The organism is Vibrio sp. Scap24 (genome assembly GCF_013394185.1).
GTDB classification, from domain to species: domain Bacteria; phylum Pseudomonadota; class Gammaproteobacteria; order Enterobacterales; family Vibrionaceae; genus Vibrio; species Vibrio pomeroyi.
On the sequence record NZ_CP041333.1, the window covers coordinates 542,030 to 559,124 of the forward strand.

General features: G+C 44.6%; 15 protein-coding genes. 5 read left to right on the top strand and 10 right to left on the bottom strand.

Translation table 11 applies throughout. The annotated features are described in order from the left end of the window. Nucleotides 1-433: 433 nt before the first annotated feature. Entirely contained in the window at nt 434-1,966 is a 1,533-nt protein-coding gene (locus FLM53_RS18035) for a DUF3612 domain-containing protein (protein ID WP_176679983.1), read from the bottom strand. Between the two features lie 169 nt (nt 1,967-2,135). Here FLM53_RS18035 and FLM53_RS18040 point away from each other — a divergent pair, with 169 nt between their 5' ends. Continuing rightward, a complete protein-coding gene (locus tag FLM53_RS18040) occupies nt 2,136-2,735 on the top strand; it encodes a hypothetical protein (RefSeq protein WP_176679982.1) in 600 nt (199 codons plus the stop codon). Between the two features lie 123 nt (nt 2,736-2,858). Here FLM53_RS18040 and FLM53_RS18045 read toward each other — a convergent pair whose 3' ends face one another. The 6 genes from FLM53_RS18045 to FLM53_RS18070 all read right to left on the bottom strand — a co-directional run bounded on the left by FLM53_RS18045 (nt 2,859) and on the right by FLM53_RS18070 (nt 9,796). Continuing rightward, nucleotides 2,859-3,875, bottom strand: coding sequence for a GGDEF domain-containing protein (locus tag FLM53_RS18045; RefSeq protein WP_176679981.1), 1,017 nt, complete (start codon nt 3,873-3,875; stop codon nt 2,859-2,861). A gap of 458 nt (nt 3,876-4,333) precedes the next feature. Further along, complete coding sequence (locus tag FLM53_RS18050) at nt 4,334-4,546, bottom strand: cold-shock protein (protein ID WP_004740083.1); 213 nt, start codon at nt 4,544-4,546, stop codon at nt 4,334-4,336. 356 nt (nt 4,547-4,902) lie between these two features. Continuing rightward, nucleotides 4,903-6,180 carry a cytosine deaminase gene (locus FLM53_RS18055; protein WP_176679980.1) on the bottom strand — a complete coding sequence of 426 codons (1,278 nt, stop codon included), beginning with the start codon at nt 6,178-6,180 and terminating at the stop codon, nt 4,903-4,905. A 9-nt stretch (nt 6,181-6,189) separates the two neighbouring features. Next, complete coding sequence (codB, locus tag FLM53_RS18060) at nt 6,190-7,428, bottom strand: cytosine permease (protein ID WP_032548041.1); 1,239 nt, start codon at nt 7,426-7,428, stop codon at nt 6,190-6,192. Nucleotides 7,429-8,228: 800 nt separating this feature from the next. Further along, nucleotides 8,229-9,452 carry an HlyD family secretion protein gene (locus FLM53_RS18065; RefSeq protein WP_176679979.1) on the bottom strand — a complete coding sequence of 408 codons (1,224 nt, stop codon included), beginning with the start codon at nt 9,450-9,452 and terminating at the stop codon, nt 8,229-8,231. Next, nucleotides 9,446-9,796, bottom strand: a complete 351-nt coding sequence (locus FLM53_RS18070; protein WP_176679978.1) for an MFS transporter — start codon at nt 9,794-9,796, stop codon at nt 9,446-9,448. Before FLM53_RS18070 ends, FLM53_RS18065 begins: the two co-directional genes overlap by 7 nt. A gap of 133 nt (nt 9,797-9,929) precedes the next feature. Here FLM53_RS18070 and FLM53_RS18075 point away from each other — a divergent pair, with 133 nt between their 5' ends. Further along, nucleotides 9,930-10,937, top strand: coding sequence for an AraC family transcriptional regulator (locus FLM53_RS18075; protein WP_176679977.1), 1,008 nt, complete (start codon nt 9,930-9,932; stop codon nt 10,935-10,937). 9 nt (nt 10,938-10,946) lie between these two features. On the opposite strand, the gene FLM53_RS18080 is transcribed toward FLM53_RS18075, so the two are convergent. Both FLM53_RS18080 and FLM53_RS18085 read right to left on the bottom strand, forming a co-directional pair. Continuing rightward, nucleotides 10,947-11,867, bottom strand: a complete 921-nt coding sequence (locus FLM53_RS18080) for an urea transporter (RefSeq protein ID WP_176679976.1) — start codon at nt 11,865-11,867, stop codon at nt 10,947-10,949. 80 nt (nt 11,868-11,947) lie between these two features. Beyond that, nucleotides 11,948-12,607 carry a pyridoxamine 5'-phosphate oxidase family protein gene (locus FLM53_RS18085; protein ID WP_176679975.1) on the bottom strand — a complete coding sequence of 220 codons (660 nt, stop codon included), beginning with the start codon at nt 12,605-12,607 and terminating at the stop codon, nt 11,948-11,950. Between the two features lie 90 nt (nt 12,608-12,697). Between FLM53_RS18085 and FLM53_RS18090 the strand changes: the two genes are divergently transcribed. After that, entirely contained in the window at nt 12,698-14,158 is a 1,461-nt protein-coding gene (locus FLM53_RS18090) for a PLP-dependent aminotransferase family protein (RefSeq protein ID WP_176679974.1), read from the top strand. A gap of 16 nt (nt 14,159-14,174) precedes the next feature. On the opposite strand, the gene yjeH is transcribed toward FLM53_RS18090, so the two are convergent. After that, the gene (gene yjeH, locus FLM53_RS18095) at nt 14,175-15,440 is read right to left on the bottom strand and encodes an L-methionine/branched-chain amino acid transporter (RefSeq protein WP_176679973.1); all 1,266 of its coding nucleotides are present in this window, start codon (nt 15,438-15,440) and stop codon (nt 14,175-14,177) included. 231 nt (nt 15,441-15,671) lie between these two features. Between yjeH and FLM53_RS18100 the strand changes: the two genes are divergently transcribed. Both FLM53_RS18100 and FLM53_RS18105 read left to right on the top strand, forming a co-directional pair. Beyond that, complete coding sequence (locus tag FLM53_RS18100; RefSeq protein WP_176679972.1) at nt 15,672-16,133, top strand: Lrp/AsnC family transcriptional regulator; 462 nt, start codon at nt 15,672-15,674, stop codon at nt 16,131-16,133. Then, the gene (locus FLM53_RS18105; protein ID WP_176679971.1) at nt 16,127-17,047 is read left to right on the top strand and encodes a LysR family transcriptional regulator; all 921 of its coding nucleotides are present in this window, start codon (nt 16,127-16,129) and stop codon (nt 17,045-17,047) included. Before FLM53_RS18100 ends, FLM53_RS18105 begins: the two co-directional genes overlap by 7 nt. Nucleotides 17,048-17,095 lie beyond the last annotated feature (48 nt).

A 17,095-nucleotide genomic window follows, 5' to 3' on the forward strand; every position in this document is an offset into this window, starting at 1 on the left:
TTAGAGCAAGAGTAACGAATCTTTAATGATTTTTTAATAACAACATAATCACTAGCGTTTTTGTGGATTTTTGCAATTTGCAATTCCAGTTTGCAAAACAAACAAGAATTTACGGCTAATACGTGTCCAGATGCGTAGTAAATACGTGTTTTAAAAGTTGGCACGTATGCTGCATTAGTAATGGTGACCCTTCTTAAGCCGAGGGTCACCTAGCCAACTGACGTTGTTAGTGAACCTTTATTGTTCACACAAAATATATGACCAATCACCCTTTTGTGATTGGTTTTTTTTTGCCTGAATTTTAGGTTCTATTTGTTTTATTGCTTTTTACTAATGGTCGTTGCTCGATAAAGCCAATCAGGCCAAATCAAAGCTAACCAGACAAAATAAGTAGAACACAATAATTGCTTATCATGCCCGTACCTCAATTGCTTTAACACTCACCACACTTTGAGTAACAGCTTGGTTGGCGTGGGCATTCTCCGCCTCTGGAGCAGATAAGCCTCGCCTCTGTCTCTATCCCACGTTCAATCCAATTTATATTTAGAATCTTAGCTATTGTCGTGAGATCTTTCTTGATGTTACGCGGTATTGCTACAGAGCCGCCATTGTTGACGCATGACGCCTTAAGCTGCTCCGCTATTTCTCTCGAATTACCACCTTGAGCATCAATCGCTGGGTTGAGATCTATACCAGCACACAAAACGCGATTGTTACCCGCTGGATCCGTCATATTGATGGATTCACAGCAGTAGATTCTTGGCTCATTACCCACATTCAAAATGGATATCTGAGCAGAGCTACCCGCTCGAGGTTCAGATAATCGACGGAACACAGCCCAATGTTGACATGGGTCAGCGACCGTTCTCATATTCCCCCAAGGCAGTGGAATCCCGTTCCCGCGGTATACCGCCTTGAGTTTCCCCGGTCCATAAGCATCAAAGTAGTGCCAGTGAGGGTAGGGCGATACTACCGTCATTCGACGCATCGCAACAGAGGGGGAAACCCCTGCTCTTTTGTGAACGTCGATTTCGTAACCAGTACGATCGAGCAGTTGTCTGAATGGGACTTTCGGGCATAACAGCGCGCCAGCAAAGAAGCTGGATTCAAAATCACGCCATGCCTGAAGAATGTCTTGAGAGTTGAGCTGGGAAGAGCCTGATACTTGGTTGTCGTCCCATGTGTTGTTATTGCCGACTGACAACACACTTTTTAATCCTTCTTTGCTATGCAAAATGCAATGGCCGATATAAACCGACAGGTCGTATTTCAGACGCGTAGGATACTCTTTAAGGATCTCGTTTAAGAAGATCGTACCTGGAGGTTCAAAAAATGAGGTCACTAACTGCTTGGCGTTGATGCCTAACTCATCGACCACGTCTTGCGGGGTGCGTGTCACCCAGCGGATATTGATTCCAAGCGTTCTAGCGATGTCTATGAGGTCTTCTACGCTGAGGTTGAGACGTTTTAGGCCAACTTCCTCAGCGGCACGCTCAAGGTCAGGGAAGTGGTTTTGATTGCTCTCTTGGTGTGCTCGAATCAATAGGTGTGCAAACTGGCGGCCAGAGATGCCGGTTTGTGACAACATCTCAGGTATCGCAATCTGCAGGATGTCGTTGGAGAAAAGAAAGCTAGGCTCGAGTGCCATACCACTTATCCCGCCGCGATTCCCTTTATCTGGAGCTATGGCTTGTTGTTCTGATTCGTCGTCGAGAAACCACGTAGGGTTCTTCTGAAAGACCTGCGCGATCACTTCCAGCATGTCGATGCTTGGCACCCGCTTTCCACGCTCAATCATTGAAAGGTAAGAAACGGAAGGCGCGTATTCTGGGTTGATTCTAATACAACGCGCAGACAGGTCTTCCATCGTTAAATGGTTACGCTTCCTAAGGTTACGTATTTTCGTACCTAAGAAATGTGACTGACGAACTAAACTTTTTGACAAGGCCATATTTGTAAAATTCACATTGTAAAATTTTTGTTGTGAAATTGTATGTAAAAAACCGCTAATCTACAAACTAAGCAATTCACAAAATGACAAATAAATTAAACGTTAGTTTGGAATAATTGCTCTAGGACACATTTTTGCGTTACAAATCGGTGGCTTTCACCGGACTGGTCAAGAGGGAAAGACTATGAATATGCTTACATTCGATAAAACAGAAATCCAAAAACAATCAAAGCCATTTATCGCTGAAGCTGTCTTTGCCGTGGAGACAATCAGCGCAAACCAGCAAACTGAAAAGCAAGTGAAAGCAAAGCAATTACTTGACCGTCTGTTCCCACTGGAGCATGGCTCACACCAAGATGTAACGAGCTACGTAGTCGATTACCGCCATATCATGGCTTACTTTAAAGATGGCCAACACAGCGGCCTTAAGCACCCTAAGCAGTTTGTGGCTTACATGGGTGAAAAGAGTGACCCAGACTCAATCTTGTTCCGTGATGGCAGCGGAAGCCACCTAGAAGTGATGTTTGGTTGTCACAAAGGGACGGGGTGTATTGAGCTAGTAGAGATTGATGATATTCAGTTAGAGTCGTGCACGACCTTCGGTCAATCTCCAACAGAAACAACGAGCTCTACATTGCATCAAGAAACTATCGCAGCAATGCGTCACTGGATCAGTCTAGTAAAAGGTGACGAGAAAGGAAAACCAAAAGCGTGCAGTGAAGATAAAGAGTTCAGAGCTAAGAGTGGTGAAGATTACTGCCTGAATTACTGCTTCCAGATTTAACGGTGACTCCTAAGTAACAAACCAGTTTACACAGCTAAAGAAAAAGCCCCAAAGGTAATGTCTTTGGGGCTTTCTAGTTTCAATACGAGCGACTAATGTGTGGAAAGGAGCATTGATTGCGTCTTACAAAGGCATTACTCGGTTACGGCCTAGTGACTTCGCTTCGTAAAGTAGCCTATCAGCACGCTCGATCAGCGACTGTGCTGATTCACCCGGTTCAAGTTCGGCCACACCAAACGATGCGGTGATATTACCAACCTGCTGACCGCTGCGGCGATCTTTGATCGACAATTTCTCGAGAGATCGACGGTTGGTATCAGCAAGCTGACGAGCAATACGCACAGATTTGTTTGGCACAATGAGTGCGAACTCTTCGCCACCGAAGCGATAAGCAGAAATACCTTCACGACAACTTAGTTTAAGTTTGCGAGCTATTCCTTTCAGAACCATATCGCCAAACAAGTGACCATAGGTGTCGTTGAAATTTTTAAAGTGGTCGATATCGAGAAGAATCAAACACAGAGATTGCTGTGCTTCACATAAGGTTTCTATATCGCGGTCGAATGAACGGCGGTTATACAGTGTGGTTGTGCTATCAAAAAGCGCGTCTTTCTGAACTTCGACAAGTTGGCTTTTCAGTTTGGTGATTTCTGACGTAGCTGAGTTCAGTTGCGAGTTTAAAAACTGAGTCGAGTGACGAATATGACGAGACTCAGAAACTAGCTGACGAACCAGAGTCATCACTTCATCGATAGATAAGCTTTCGTTATCAACACGAGCCAAATCCTCGAAGCTTTTGTCGATCATGTCAGAGAAAGCAGAGGTATCGGTCAGTGTGTCGTTCATCGAGTTCGATACTTCAGAAACTAACAGTTCTAAATTCGCACGAAGGTCATTGATATTGGTTTCGGATTTGCTGGCAACGTAATTGTTGTAAAGCTGTTCACCAACGGCAGGAGGGCAGATACCGTAGTGTTCTAAAATACCATCCATGTCTTGAGTTAGCTGTGGGATAGCATTGTCGACATAGGTGTACCAAAGTGCGTAATTTGCCGGTGTGGTAGACACTCTGTTCTTCATCATAAGAGGCACCGCTTTTTTTAGATTTGCGGTGGATTTCTGAAATTCGTCTTTCTTCATTATTTTTACTGCAGGTACCAAACTAACTAAAGCCACTTGTCGACAAGGTTAGCGGATTTCGAAGGTCTTTGCTTTAAAAATTATATAATTAATGGATGAGGGTTGGATAAATTACTCATTTTTATTATGAATATCGATTGCGTATTCATAACTTACATCTAATGGATTGTTCTTTAACCATATTTTTGGTTATTCATTTTGGAACATAGGTGAGGTTTTAGATGAAAAGCTCAACTCAATCTCTGGGCTGTGGTGTGCTGAAGTTTGGGAAGGTGATCTTAGCTTAGAACCTGTATGAACAATTGAAGTTGGAAAGTTGAATGAGGCAATTTGATTCGCAAGAGAGGGAGAGAATGAAGCGTGTAACTAAAGTATGGGAGAGGTGAGTATTTATGAGCAGACATAAAAAAGCGCCGATAAAAATCAGCGCTTTAAAATTCTTTTTAGCTAAAAGCTAATTATTGAGCAACAACGTTTGCTGCTTGTAGGCCTTTTTGACCGTTTTCAACTTCGAAAGAAACCTTTTGGCCTTCTTTCAGAGTTTTGAAGCCTTCAGAAACGATAGCACGGAAGTGTACGAATACGTCAGCGCCGCCGTTGTCTTGAGAAATGAAGCCGAAACCTTTCTCTTCGTTAAACCATTTTACAGTGCCAGTATTTGTGTTAGACATAATTTGTCCCTTATTCATAAATTTTCTAAATTGTTGATTGCATTACTGCAATGCGCTGATAATTGAATTATTTAATATTGCTAAGAAATAAGGAAAAACTACTTACAAAAACGGGTAACGATTTTACATGTTAATTTTTTACTATTCATCTAACTTAAATAACTCCGGCTAACAGAGCGAGAGCATGTTAACACAGTCTTTTGAGATGTACACACATTGATTGCGAAATCTGTGCTTTTTTTGTCATACCGTGCGAATGTACAAAAAATACACTGAATTAGTGATAGTTTTGTCGCTCCGCCAACACAACAAAAGGAAGCATCTCAACTTCCTTTTCTTCATTAGTATAGACGATATTAACGCTTGAAGTTGATATCTTCTGTTTGAGCTAAGTTAATTTTTGTTTTAGCTGGCTGAGTCTCTGCAATCACCTTACCGTGGCGCACTGAATACTGCACCGGTACTTGGCGACGCACTGCATCAAAGCCATTGTCAGCAGGAAGAATCAGTAGGCTACCTGGCTTACCTTCTTCGATACCGAAGTTGTCTTGGATGTTCAGTGTGCGAGCAGAGTTTTTGCTGATCAAATCAAGCGAGTTGTTGATTTGGTCGTAGCCCATAACCTGTGTTAAGTGCAGTCCCATGTGCAGAACTTGAAGCATGTTCGCTGTACCCAGTGGGTACCATGGGTCAAATACATCATCATGGCCAAAACAAACGTTGATGTTTGCTGCTAGCATTTCTTTTACACGAGTCACGCCACGGCGTTTCGGGTAATCGTCAAAACGGCCTTGTAAGTGAATGTTCACTAACGGGTTTGCTACGAAGTTGATACCAGACATCTTCAATAGACGGAACAGGCGAGACGCGTAAGCACCGTTGTAAGAACCCATCGCCGTTGTGTGGCTTGCCGTTACCTTTTCACCCATCTCAAATTTATGAGCAAGGGCTGCCAGTGTTTCAACAAAACGAGACTGCTCGTCGTCGATCTCGTCACAGTGAACGTCGATCAGACAGTCGTACTTGCGTGCAAGCTCGAACACGTAGTGCAGAGATTCAACACCGTATTCACGAGTGAATTCGAAGTGAGGGATAGCACCAATAACGTCAGCGCCGATCTTCACGGCTTCTTCAAGCAACTCTTTGCCGTTTGGGTATGAAAGAATGCCTTCCTGAGGGAATGCAACGATCTGAATGTCGACCCACTCTTTCATCTCTTCACGAACTTCAACCATTGCTCGTAACGCAACTAACGTTGGGTCAGATACGTCAACGTGAGTACGCACGTGTTGAACACCGTTAGCGATCTGCCATTTCAGTGTTTGCTTTGCACGAGATTTCACGTCTTCAATTGATAGCAGTTCTTTGCGCTCAGCCCAACGCTCAATGCCCTCAAACAAAGTGCCAGAGATGTTCCAGTTAGGCTCACCAGCGGTTTGAGTGGTATCTAGGTGGATGTGCGGTTCACAGAACGGTGTAACTGCAATGCCACCCTCAGCATCAAGGATGTCACCTTGATGATTGATTTGTGCGTCATTATCGAGAATGCGAGAAAATTGACCATTTTCAATCAGAATTTGTTTCAAGCCCTCTTGGTCTTGAAGTTTCGCGTTCTTGATTAATAAGGTTGTCATAGTGTGTCCTTAAGCGGCCTGAGATTTCAGAGCTTTTTTGTTCAATAGAGGATTAAGCACGAGGTAACTGATTGCACCACCTAACACTGCGTTCAAAGGAACAACGCCAGGAAGGAAGTGACCAGCGGCTACGCCTGTTGCTACCGCGATAATGCCAGCCCAATTAACGGTTTGGAACTCTGCATTTGCAAAATCTTTGTAACGTTTACGGTTCGCGAAGAAGTCAGCGATGATTACGCCACCAATTGGTGGAATCGCCAACGATAGGAAGGTTAGCCAACCTACGAAGTTGTTGTACAACCACAGCGCGAAAATCGTACCGATGATGCCGTTAATGATAGACATTGTAGTACTTGAGCGACCAGTGATGTTAGATAAACCAAGGCCAGATGCATAAAGTGCGTTTTCATTGGTTGTCCAGATGTTCAAGCCAAGCACGATGATCGCTGGAAGTAGCAACCCTTGTGCAATCATCACATCTGAAATGTCTGATTGGCCTGTTGCTGCTGCACCGGCTGCACCGAAGATAAACATCAGTGAGTTACCGATGAAGAATGCCACCATTGTGATTAATACTGCGCTCGCTGGCTTTTTACCAAAGCGAACAAAATCGGCCGTTAGCGTACCCGCACTAACAAATGAACCTACAACCATTGCTAAGGCCATTGAGAAGTCCATTGGAGTTTCTGGCTTAATCAGTTGTAGCTGTTCTAGTCCGCCAACGCTGTCTACCGCAGTCAATACTGAGTAACCACCTAGAATAGCAATCGCTGGAACAGCAATCGCTGAAAGCACCATTAGTGCTTTAATGCCGAAGTAGACCGTACCGGTCATCAAAAGGCCTGACACAATAATCAAAGTGTTGGTATCAATGCCCGTCGCTTTCTGTACTGGAATTGCGAACATCGCTACACCTACGCCAAACCAACCGACTTGTGTACCACCAAGTAGAGCAGAAGGAAGCCATGAGCCTTTTGTACCGAAAGAGAAACGCGCTAGGAGATGAGTAGAGAGGCCAGTAGATGAGCCGATGTAGCCAAGAAAAGAAGTGTAAATACCAAGAATTAGGTTACCGATGAGAACGGCGAGGAAGAAATCGTTGAATGAGAGGCCTGTCCCGAGTGAACCACCTGTCCACATACTTGCAGAGAAGAAAGTGAGTCCAAGCATTACCATGGTGAGTGAAGCGACTCCTTTCCTAGCCGATGTAGGAACCGGCCCTAGACTGTAGTTATTATCAGCAGCCATTTTTTACCTCCGCAAATGATCAAAATTAAAATTAACGGTCGCCGTATTGCAGGCAAACGTGCGCATTATGGTGATATAAATCACATAGTCAATGCTAATTTTGTCAATAAAGGCACTTGAGAATCAATTATCACCTTAAATCTCTTGTAAAACATAAGGTTATTTTCTTCATTTATTTCATGAAAATAAATAGAAAACGTTTTCTATAGTGTATTGAATATCTGCTATCGATAGTTGGCTATGAATGTTGATTATTATGCGATTGAATGGGTGTCTGTATCGAGAGGGGAGCGGTTAGCCAAACGACAGGCAAAAAAATAGCCAATCGCAATAACCGCAATTGGCTTATATATTTTGTGAACAAGAATAAGGTTCACTAACAACGTCAGTTGGCTAGGTGACCCTCGGCTTAAGAAGGGTCGATATATACATTGCAGGTAGCGTGCCAACTTTAAAAGCCTTGAATATAGGCTGTTTAATAGCAATTTGGTGCGTATTTGGGCGTTTTATTCGCGTTTTAGAATCGCCCTGTTGCATTATGCAATTGCGATTTGCAATTTAATGCTACTGTAGGGTGATCTAAGTGGTGGTGATCTAGTGTCGTGATGAGATGAGATGAGATGAGATGAGATGGAAGGCGAGCACAGCGCGTTTCTGAGTTGTTTGTCTATGGACTCTTCCTACGCCTAAAAACATGGGATTCTAAGCAACTAAGCAACTAAGCAACTAATCAACCAAGTTAAAAAGCCCGTGCGATCTGAGATCACACGGGCTTTGTCTTGTTTTGCCTATCAGGTGTATTAGATAGAGTAGAAGAAGTACAGCTGAGACTTCATTCGAATGATGATCCCGCGTATTACATCTAGGAACGCCATGAAGCTAATCGGCTTCTCACCACTTACCCATGCTAAACCGACAGAGCCGACAGGAATATCGTAACCTTCTGCTTCATCGATCTTTAAACGCACAAAGTGGTGCTTGTTCTGAAGGTTTCGACCTGTGGTGACACGCACCTGTTCATCGATACCGAGCAAGCTCGCCTGTGCTTCACCCGTCGCCTCAACAATGCCTTCTACGGTTGCCGAGAATATCTTGCCAGGGTAAACCGCCGTCGCAAACTCTGCAGGTTGACCAACTTTGATGTTACGAATCGCTTGGTGGTTAACTCGCATCAACACGTACTTTTCTTCGGTGTACATTTGAATACGAGGCATCATTGAAACACGCTGACCTTCACGAAGAATAAAGTTAGTCACAAAGCCATCCGTCGGAGCGGTGACTTTGGTGCTGTTCAGGTCCCATTGTGCTTGAGCCAATGTCGCTTTCGCTGAGTCCACCTCTGTTTGTTTTTTACTAACGTTGGTTTCGGCTTTGTGAATGTCGAGCTTTGCGTTTTCTGCATCGACTTCTTTCTTGCTCAGTTGAGATTCCAACGTAGTCACATTGTGAGTCGCCAAATCTACCTTCGCCGTTTGTTGGTCGATGTCAGTTTCAGTAATCGTGTGTTGTACGACACTGTTTTGCTTCTGGTAACGATCAAGCGTTTTCGATTGCAGCACTAAGTCTGTCTTCGCTGACTCAATTTGTGCAATTGAAGCTTTGATGTCTTCTAGCGCCGAACGATAGCTGACTTTAGCAATGCTGACTTCTTGGCGAGCCGTGTCTAAAGCGACCTCGGCGGACTCGAGTTGAACACTTGCTTTGTCTCTTGCAATCACATATTTGGTGTCGTCAATCTCATAGATCAGTTGTCCTTCTGTCACATCTTGGTTGGGATGGATATGGACTTTCGTTGTTTTGCCCGACACATTGGTAGAGTCTGGACGCAATTGAATGTGCGGAGACTGAACAACCGAACCGCCCGATAAATCCATCGGAGTAAAGTTGAGTAGGCCGACCCATACAAACAATAACCAAGATGTACCACCTAGGTACGCAAATGCTTTGGTACCTTTATTCCAAGGCATACCAACCAATCTGAGTAAATAAATGAACAGTGCCCAAATGGCTAAGCCTTCTAACATGCTTGGCTCTCCTCATCTTGCTTTTCGGTCGTTGCCTGTTCCTTCGGTGCAGCCGGAGATTTCCATGTGTCTCTTAGGTTGATGATGGCTTTTTCCATATCAACAAATGCCAAGATTACTGCGAGTACCCATACCCAGTGCCATACAAAGCCAATCCATGTTAATGCGGTAATCAATCCGAGCTGATGATGATCTTTACTGTGAGCTTTATTGATTGGTAATTCATGCACACGCCAGAACCCGTAACATGCTGCTGCGATGGTTGCGACCAACACTACGCCAGCCACTACATGTAGTGCAGTATCTGCGCCTGTTCCGACAAATGGGACACTAAGTAAACTCATTGATAAACCCTAGATTAAATTGAGCGCCGAGTGTGATTGATATCAGATTTATAGGTTGCAAATTTACTAATTACTTTAATAATGAATCTTATATGATTTGATCTGTATTTTGGATTTCGAGGCTTGGTAGCAAATGAACAATTGTAACTTCCTAAGAGCACTAGGAATTTTAGGTGTATATCAGTATGCGGCGGCCAATCGTGACTTAGATATGGACTCTTTGGGTATTCCAAAGTCAGTATTTGCTAACGCGATGAACTTGATTCCAGTGAATGAAGTGGACCAATGGTATGGCTTACTCGAACAGAAAACCCGCGATCCCGACATCATTTTGAAGTTGGCTGATAGGGTAGATATTGAGAAGTTAGGGCCACTGGCGAACTGGTTTTTCTCTGGTCATGATCTTGCTTCAGCGATTCGTCGAGTCAATATCGGGTTGCACTGTTTACAGTCGGGGGCTTTCTTGTATGGCGCGCAAGTTGGGACACTCATTAAATGGTGTTATGACAACCCTGAGTATTCTGAAGTTGGTAAAGTACATGACTCAGTGCGTATAGCGATTTTTATGATGAAGATCCTAAGGCGTTATTTAGGGCCTGACTTCAAACCAGCAGCGGTGTCCATTGCAGGGTATCGTGAGAATACTGAGCTTTATCACGAGTATTTTGGGTGCAATATCCAATGGGGGCAGCCTCGCACAGAGGTTTGGATTCCAAGTAAACTGAGGTTATCCATTAATCAGTCTCCGGCAGCAGGTAAAATGAGCTTGGCGATGAATTTCCACGATTTAGACAATTATCTCAACATGCCAGATGCAGGTGATGAACATAAGGTCACCTATGAGATGATCAATTACAGTCGTCACTTTGGTTTACCAACATTGCACAAGGTTTCCAGCTTATTAGGGCTCTCTGAGCAACAGTTTCAACGCCGTTTGCATAAGTTGGGTGTCAACTTTTCCACCATCATGGGTTATGCACTGAGTAATGTCGCCGTGGAACTGTTGAGCTATAAACTCCCGGTCGAAGAGGTCGCGAAACGCTTAGGCTACACCAATGTGGCCAGCTTTAATCGAATGTTTAAAAAGCACCGAGGTTTAACGCCGAAGCAATATGTCGAGCGATTTTGGACGGATCTATAGGCTACGTTGTTAGGCCAAGCTTCGTTTTTGCAATAAACCTGATAAGTAAACTGCAGCCCAAGTGCTCAGAATGAAAGGTGCTGTTAATGGCAGCAGTGCCAAGGTGTGAAAACCTAGGGTAATAAGGCAACTCAACAGGATACCTAAGATGACGAATGGCCAAGCTATTCTTGGGTTAAGAATCAGAGCTAAGGTAGCAAGAATCGCGTTGTAGCCATAAAGACCTTGCTTGATCAGTTCGTTGTCAGCGCCAATCAAAGAGCTAAATAGGGTACTGATCAACACCGCAAGCAGCATCCAAACTGCGTGCTTGAAGTTGTTCAGTACGATTGCGACCAAGACAACCAATCCGGAAAGCTCATTATTGATAAAACTGACTTGGCTGATCCCTTTTAGCATGCTCACCACAAACGTTGGTAAGTAGTTTTTCACATCAGTACCGATATCAATGAGTGGCATCAACGCTATGCTGGATGTCGAAAATGCTGAAAGCTCAAAGGTCGATTGGAGTGTATAAATTACCCACGAGGTGATAACAAAGGCGCAGGTGTAACCGCGGTACTTTTTAAAGCTAAACACTATCTTAGCGATTGGTACGGTGAGTAGGGCACCGAAGACCGTCACAACAGCCAGTATTGGGGTGACTCCAAAGAAGTTACCAATGAACAAACCGATCAGTGCGCCATTTAAGGCATACATACCACTATTAAGATCAAGAGTTGGTTTGTTATTAATGCTGTTATGGATATAGCGAGCTAATGTGTAACTGCAACTGGCACCAAGTAAAGTAAGACAAGCCAGTGGAATGGACTCAATAGAGATAGCTAACAGTAACAGAAGGGATGTCACGACAGATGGTGTGAAATAGACTTGCCCAATACCATTGAGCAAGCCTTGAAGTGGAAGAATGTCCTTATTCGTGTTCATCATCTGGCGACAGAATTTCATTATGTTAAATTTTTGATACGCCAGATTGTATACAACTATTCTTGGTTGACCATCTTCGTGTGTTAATTCTGATACCAACGTTCACCATAGGCTTGTTGGTAATCTGGCTTTTCAATGAGCCCTTCCTGTTCTGGTACGGTTTCTAGTGGCCCAACAACGGTTCGGTAAGGCAATACGCCAGCCCAAACGGGAACGTCCATATCAGCCTTATCATCGTTCACACCATGCTTACCAATTTTTACCGATGCTTCGGTTAACGGAAGCGCCAGTAGCTCGGTGGCGGTGAGCTCTTTTTCGTTACTCAGCCTAACCTCATCGGTTCTACCCGGTGCTATCTGCTCAATGAAGATGTTCAACAAGCGATCCTTTTCTTGGTTGTCATCAATGGCTGAAAAAGAGCCGAGTACCACTGCAGAACGATAGTGCGCACTGTGATGAAATGCCGAACGAGCCAACACCCAACCATCGAAAAGGGTGAACGTTAAACAGGTTGGTTCTCCTTTCTTTAATCCTTTCAGCAAGCGACTGTTTTTAGCGCCATGAATATAGACCATGTCATCCACTCGCCAAGCAAGCATAGGGATAACCATCGGGCCGTGTTCGCCTTGCAATGCAATGTGTGCGATTAAGCTCTCATCAATGATCTGATGCAGTTTCTCTTGTTCAAATACGGCTTTGTGAGCCCCTTTCTTAATCGTTGTTCTTTTCGTGTTAGATAACATAATCGCTCCTTAATCATTGCCTTTTGATTAATGTAGCGATTAACTGGTCTATTAAATAGAGCCACTTTTAAACACTATTTGGATCCAGTTATGCAGCCTATTGATGTCGGTGACCTACAGTTAGATGAGCAACACGATACGCGCCAAACCGCCTTGTTTCATGCGATCCGAGAGAAGATCGTTCAAGATTTATGGAGCAAAGGCAGTAAGTTACCTTCAACACGTAAGTTGGCTGTAGAACTGTCGGTAAGTCGAAATACGGTGATCTATGCGTATGAACAGTTAGTGACGGAAGGCTACATCGAGAGCCGACAAGGCTCGGGCTTTTACGTGTCGGTTGAACAGCCGGAGCATTTTCTCAGTTTGTCTCAATCGAGCAATATTCAGAGTTCACATGACTTGAGTACAAAGCCTGATGCATCAAGTGGCGCGAGAGTGACACCCAATGACATCAACCGCAGTTTTGCGCCGGGTATCCCTGATCTGGATGCATTCCCGTTTGCTAAATGGCAGAGACTGTTGCAACGTCATGCTACGCGGCAGAACATCGCGGGGAATCAAGATGTTCAAGGCAGTTTAGCTTTGAGGGAAGCACTCAGCGGCTACCTCGCAAGTAGCCGTTCGGTTCGTTGTCATGCTGATCGAATTATTATAACTGCCGGTGCTCAGCAAGCTATTTCGATAGGTTTAATGGCGACGTTAGCGATGGGTGACAAAATCCTCGTTGAAGAGCCAGGTTATCGACAGGTGCATAAAATTATCGATCTGTTAAAGCTCGAACTGGATGGTGTGCGTGTTCGTGAAAAGGTCGGTCTTGATATTGAAAAAGTGCTTTCCAGTAACGCTAAGGCTTTGTATGTCACCCCAAGCAATCAATACCCAATGGGGACAACACTCAATACCGAGCAACGCCTTAAACTGATTGATTGGGCCAACAAAAACCAGTCCTGGATTATTGAAGATGACTACGACAGTGAGTTTCAGTTTGCACATCGCCCTTACACCAGTATGCAGGGCTTGGCGGGTAAACTCGGGTTTGATGGCCGGATTATCTATGTTGGTTCACTGAGTAAAGTCATGTTCAACGGCCTGCGCTTAGGCTACTTGGTTGTGCCTGAACATTTGGTGGCGAGATGTCTCGAGATTAAAGACGCACTCACAGGAGATACCGCCGCACATACACAAGAAGCATTGGCTGACTTTGTTCATGAAGGCGACTTACTGAGACATATCAGAAAGATGCGTCGCTCATACAAACTCAAGTATGAAGCGATGATAGAAGCCATTCAAAGTGAGTTTCACGGTGATCTTGAAGTGATCAGTCAAGCTGCAGGGTTACATGTGACTGTGAAGTGGTCGAACGGAATATCAGAACAGGAATGGAGTCGAAGAGCTGAACTTGAGAACATCATCATTCGACCGTTCGATTTCTACGAATACGGTTCAAGTGATGAGCGAGATTGGAGTGGGGCGGTACTGGGCTTTGGTAATATCCGCTTGAGTGACATAAAGCCGAAGATCAAACAGATCGCTCGGCTTTTTTATCAGTGATATTGGTAGAGCTTGCTTACAACTTGTCGATAGAAACAGTGGGTTTACCCAACCACTTCTTCCAAGGGAGTGACAATGTCACAAAAATGGTCACCGCATACAGCATCGACCAACTTAGGCAGATAAACACCAAAGTACAGATAACCAATGAAACCATTGCTGTGTATCTGGAAATGCCAGTTAATAATCGGCAAGCCGCCAACATCGCAAGCAGGTAAACAAGAACAAAAATACCGTTGGCGAGTTTAAGAAAGAATTCGAGATCCAAGTTAGATAACTCGCCAATCACACATGAGATAAGCGCGATAAAGCCAATCGCTAAAGTTGGGTAAAGAGGCACACCACGACGGTTAAGTTGCGCCATTTTACTTGTCGGGCTGTGCTGGCGCGCTTGAGCCCAGATCATGCGAGACAAGCTTTGGGTATATAGGTTTAGGCTGGCAAAACAAGCAAAGAAACCCAGTACACTGATGACCGTTTTGAAGCCGTTGCCAAACAGTTGCTCTGTCACCCACGGAATCGATGTCGCATCAAATTCAGCGGACCCATAAGCCCCAAGTTTAAGAATGACCACTGAACAAGCCCAATACACTAGGCCTGCGACGAAACAACCCGCAATGATGGCGATTGGAAAGTCGCGCTGTGGATTCTTAAATTCCTCTCCCATGTGAGCAAAGGCTTCTATCCCGACAAAGCACCAAAACATGACTGCCAATGCCGCGCCGATAGACCACATAGAGTCTGATGAGATAGCGGGAATCGTGACATCTGCAACGGTGATATCTGCTTTCCAAACAAACGCACTGACCAAGGCAAAAATTGACAATGCAATCACGGTTTGTAGGCGGCCAGAAGACTTACTGCCCATCAAGTTGACGGCAATCAGCAGGGCTACAGTAAAGGATTGAGCACCAAGCTGTGTGTCGAGAGGCGAAGGTAACAGTTGTTGAGCAAAGCCGCCCGCTAATGCAATCGCAGCTGGAATGCCGACAGGAATAACACTCACAAACAACCAAGCAACACTGGTTTCTAAACGCTCGCTGAACGCTTGGCGTACAAAATAGGCGGTGCCACCTGCGTTGGGGTAGCGTTTTCCTAAGGCAGCAAAGGTAAGGGCGATTGGGCAAATGGCGATAAACAAGATTAACCATGCCAATAGCGACAACTGACCTGCGATACCTGCAGCGATAGCGGGAATCATAAACAGCCCAGTACCCAGCAAGGTCGTAGAGAGTTGTCCAATTCCGGACATTAGCGTGATTTCTTGTTTGAGTTGTGTCATTCGCTCTCCTAGCTTTTGGTGCTTATTCTGGGATGGGTAATACTCAGATTGAAAGCATACATTGTCGACATCAATAATACAGCTAGCGAAACGTCGTAAGACACCGCCATTTTGACGGTATTAATCCGTTTAAGCGTGAAAATGTCGGTTGCCATAATGGCTGTTATAAGTCGGAAAGTTGTGTCAAATTAGGCGTTATAAATAGAACAATAAGTGGAAAGAATCAAAAGCATGGATAAATTTGATCGCCAGATTTTGGATATTCTCAAAACCAATGCACGATGCTCAGTGAGCGATATCGCCCGAGATGTGAGCCTCTCGCGCTCGGCAGTGAATGCCAGAATCAAGAAGTTGGAAAGCGACAAAGTGATTACCGGCTACTGCGCTCAAGTGACAGAGCCCAATCAAACGAAGAATGTGTGCGCTTATATTTTGCTGAAGTTCGACATGTCGAGCAGCGACCATAGTTGTGAATCTTACGCGCAACGAATCGAGAGCATTGATGGTGTGCAATGGTGTCACTCGATCAGCGGTGAGACAGATATGATGCTGTATGTTGAAGTAGAAAGCATGGAGCGTTTGAATCAAGTTCGCGACCAACTGCAAAGCTATCCAGATCTGCGTCACCTAATGACTCATACTGTGCTGACCGAGTTTTTCAACAAACTGAATCCGACGGTACATTCATGTTAGGCAATATTAATTTAAACCTACTGCGTTCACTGCATGTGCTTCTTGAAGAGTGTCATGTAAGCCGCGCGGCTCAGCGTCTGCACATTACACAATCCGCGGTGAGCCGCCAGCTTAGTCAGCTTAGAGATTTGTGTGGTGATCCTTTGTTGGTTCGTGATGGCAACAAATTGGTTCCTACCAATCGTGCTCTGCAGCTTAAAGACAAGCTCGATGACTTGCTTAGTGAGTTTGACCACCTGTTAGATGATAAGCCATTTGAGCCGCAAGATTGGCACGGTGAGTTGGTGTTGGCTTCGAGTGATTATGTCGCTCAGTACATTCTGCCTGTGATTGTGGCTGAAGTGTCCGCCGAAGCGCCGAACATTAATTTGGCGTATCGATTGTGGCAACCAAACTACCTTGAAGCGCTCAATGAGTCGGGTATTCACTTAGCTTCGAGTATGTTTCCTCAAAAGCCAGACCACGTGTCGAGCATGAAGCTTGGTGAAGATAAGTCTGTGTGTTTGATGCGCAAATCCCACCCCTTGGCTCAACAATCGGCTCTGAGTGCACAAGACATCGTCAATTATTCGCATATAAAGGTGACGGGTGGTGGGGACAAAGACAGCTACGCAGACATTGCTCTAAAGAAACAGGGTCTTAAGCGTCGAATCGCCCTGCAGGTTCCGTTCTTTTCATCGGCGGGTACAGTGTTGATGCAAGATGATTACCTGATGATTGTGCCGGAACACATTGCCTACAACCTAGGTCGACACCTTGAAACGACTTACTTCTCTTTGCCGTTTGATACGGAGATGCACACCTATTGGTTAATGTGGCACCCTAAGTATGACAACGATTCTGCTCACAAATGGGCGCGAGAAAAGGCATTCCAAGCTATGCAGAAATCGAGCTACAATATCAGTATGACTTAAAATCATAGGCATGATGATAATCTTTGATTTCAAATGATACCTTTGGCG